Source organism: Arthrobacter sp. CAL618 (genome assembly GCF_000468215.1).
In the GTDB taxonomy this organism is placed as follows: Bacteria; Actinomycetota; Actinomycetes; order Actinomycetales; family Micrococcaceae; genus Arthrobacter_D.
Window position 1 is genome coordinate 1 of record NZ_ASZW01000268.1, and the last position, 2641, is coordinate 2641.

The window sequence follows — 2641 nt, forward strand, 5'->3', positions numbered from 1 at the left end:
GCGCAGGAGCGTCCTAGATGTTGAAGCCGAGGGCCCGCATCTGGTCGCGGCCGTCGTCGGTGATCTTCTCGGGACCCCATGGTGGCATCCACACCCAGTTCAGGCGCCAGTCGTCCACGACGCCGTCCAGCGACAGGCCCACCTGCTCCTCGATGACGTCAGTCAGCGGGCACGCCGCTGTGGTGAGCGTCATGTCGATCAGCAGGGCGCCGTCGTCGGCGTACTTCAGGCCGTACAGGAGGCCAAGGTCAACGATGTTGACACCCAACTCGGGGTCAATCACGTCCTTGAGGGCTTCCTCGACGTCGTCAAGCGCGGTCTGTCCCGCGTTCACTTCACTCATTGTTCTCTACCTTCTCGAAGTGTTACCGAGTTCACTTGCTGCTGAGCCTAGGCGCCGGCTGTGGTGACAGCAGGAGCCGGGGACTGGGCACCGAAGCGGTCGTAGCCTTCGGCCTCGAGGCGGTCGGCCAGCTCAGGGCCACCCTGTTCAGCAATCCTGCCGTCAACGAACACGTGGACGAAGTCCGGCTTGATGTAGCGCAGGATCCGGGTGTAGTGGGTGATCAACAGGGTACCCATTTCGCCCTTTGAATGCTCGCGGTTCACGCCTTCGGACACGACCTTCAGCGCATCGACGTCGAGGCCTGAGTCGGTCTCATCCAGGATGGCGAAGCGGGGCTTGAACAGCTCGAGCTGAAGAATTTCGACGCGCTTCTTCTCGCCGCCGGAGAAACCCTCGTTGACGTTGCGCTGGGCGAAGTCGGCGTCGATGCGCAGCTGCGACATCGCTTCCTTGACGTCCTTGGTCCAGTGACGCAGGCTCGGAGCCTTGCCATCGAGGGCAGTCTTCGCGGTCCGCAGGAAGTTGGTCATGGTGACGCCGGGTACCTCGACCGGATACTGCATGGCCAGGAACAGGCCGGCGCGGGCCCGCTCGTCGACGCTCATATCGAGGACGTCTTCGCCGTCGAGGGTGATGGATCCGCTGTCAACGAGGTACCGGGGGTGACCGGCAATCGTCGAGGCGAGGGTCGACTTGCCGGAACCGTTGGGGCCCATGATGGCGTGTGACTCGCCAGTGTTGATGGTCAGGCTGACCCCTTTGAGGATCTGCTTCCTGACCCCCTGCTCCGTCTCGATGCTGACGTGGAGGTCCTTGATTTCAAGGGTGGACATCTGTGGTTCTCCTTCGCGCCCTGCGTGGCAGGGAGTGCAGTAGGTGTTCGAGCTAAGTAGTCGAAAAGTGTGTGGTGGCTAGCCGAGGTCCGGGACAGCGGCACCGTTGGTGACGGTGGTGATGTCCACGTAGACCTCGTCGCCGTGAATTTCCAGGGCGAACACTGGGACAGGTTCATAGGCTGGCAGTTGCAGCGGGGCGCCGCTGCGCAGATCGAACTGCGATCCGTGTCCCCAGCATTCGATGACGCATCCTTCGACGTCCCCCTCGGAGAGGGAGATATCGGCATGCGAGCAGGTGTCCCCGAGAGCATGGATTGCACCCTCGGAGTCCTTCACCACAGCCACCGGATAGTCGTCGATCAGAATGCGCAGGGCCTGGCGGACCTCAATGTCGTTGACATTGCAGACCAGTTCGCCCTTCGGTGCGTCAGCCATCAGATGTTTCCTGCCGCGAGTTCCCGCTCCACGGCGTCGGTCAGCCGCTCCTCCAGGGCTGGCACCTTGATCTGCTGGATGACCTCGTTGAGGAAACCGCGGACCACCAGTCGGCGGGCGGTTTTCTCGTCGATGCCGCGAGCCATCAGGTAGAACAGGTGCTCGTCGTCGAACCGGCCGGTGGCGCTGGCGTGGCCTGCACCCTCGATGAGACCAGTTTCGATCTCCAGGTTCGGCACCGAGTCCGAGCGCGTTCCGTCAGTCAACAGGAGGTTACGGTTCGTTTCGTACGTATCGGTCCCCTCTGCCTCCTTGCGGATCAGCACGTCGCCGACCCAGACGGTGTGAGCGTCCTGGCCCTGCAGGGCGCCCTTGTAGGTGACGCGGGATTTGCAGTTCGGGACGGCGTGGTCCACCAGAAGGCGCTGCTCAAGGTGCTGGCCTGCGTCGGCGAAGTACAGTCCGTACATCTCGACCTCGGAGCCTGGTCCGGTGAAGAGCGACGACGGCGTCATCCGCACCAGGTCTCCGCCCAGGCTGATCACGACGTGCTTGAACTTCGCGTTCCGACCGATTTTGGCCTGCTGGGTGGAGGTGTGGACGGCGTCGTCGTCCCATTCCTGCACACTGACGACGGTGAGTTCAGCGCCATCGCCGACGACGATTTCGACGTTCTGCGCGAGGGTGGTCTTGCCGTGGTGATCGAGCACCACGACGGCCTTTGAGAACCGCTCCGCGGTGATGATCAGGTGCTGGGCTGCAGGGGCCTCATCGACGCCATTGATGGTGATCTGGATGTCGCTGTCCGCGATGGTCTCCACTGGGATGGTCACGACCGTGGCCTCGGTGAACGCTTCCCAGGCTGCGGCCGAGACCCGGTCATCGGGAATGGATGCGGAGCCGATGCGGGAGTCGTCGCGGCCGACGGTCTCTACCTGGATGTTGGTGGCGCCGGAAACCTCAACGGTGGGCCCCGAACCGGTCAGTGGCTGGTCGTGCAACCCGCGGAGACGCTTGAGCGGGG

4 protein-coding genes are annotated in these 2641 nt (G+C 63.3%); all 4 read right to left on the bottom strand.

Annotated elements, in window-relative coordinates:
- Positions 1-13 precede the first annotated feature (13 nt).
- Positions 14-343 carry a metal-sulfur cluster assembly factor gene (locus tag K728_RS0116325; RefSeq protein ID WP_019483812.1) on the bottom strand — a complete coding sequence of 110 codons (330 nt, stop codon included), beginning with the start codon at positions 341-343 and terminating at the stop codon, positions 14-16.
- A 47-nt stretch (positions 344-390) separates the two neighbouring features.
- Positions 391-1179: a Fe-S cluster assembly ATPase SufC gene (sufC, locus tag K728_RS0116330; protein WP_019483811.1), complete on the bottom strand. Its 789-nt coding sequence runs from the start codon at positions 1177-1179 to the stop codon at positions 391-393.
- A gap of 78 nt (positions 1180-1257) precedes the next feature.
- Positions 1258-1617, bottom strand: coding sequence for a non-heme iron oxygenase ferredoxin subunit (locus K728_RS0116335; RefSeq protein ID WP_019483810.1), 360 nt, complete (start codon positions 1615-1617; stop codon positions 1258-1260).
- Positions 1617-2641: Fe-S cluster assembly protein SufD (gene sufD, locus K728_RS0116340; RefSeq protein ID WP_443111007.1), on the bottom strand; the 1025-nt coding region annotated here is incomplete at its 5' end. The genes sufD and K728_RS0116335, both read right to left, overlap by 1 nt.

Excerpts from the sequence above, each read along its gene's own strand:
- sufC (WP_019483811.1), bottom strand. The coding sequence starts at position 1,179 with ATGTCCACCCTTGAAATCAAGGACCTCCACGTCAGCATCGAGACGGAG.
- K728_RS0116335 (WP_019483810.1), bottom strand. The coding sequence starts at position 1,617 with ATGGCTGACGCACCGAAGGGCGAACTGGTCTGCAATGTCAACGACATT.
- K728_RS0116325 (WP_019483812.1), bottom strand. The coding sequence starts at position 343 with ATGAGTGAAGTGAACGCGGGACAGACCGCGCTTGACGACGTCGAGGAA.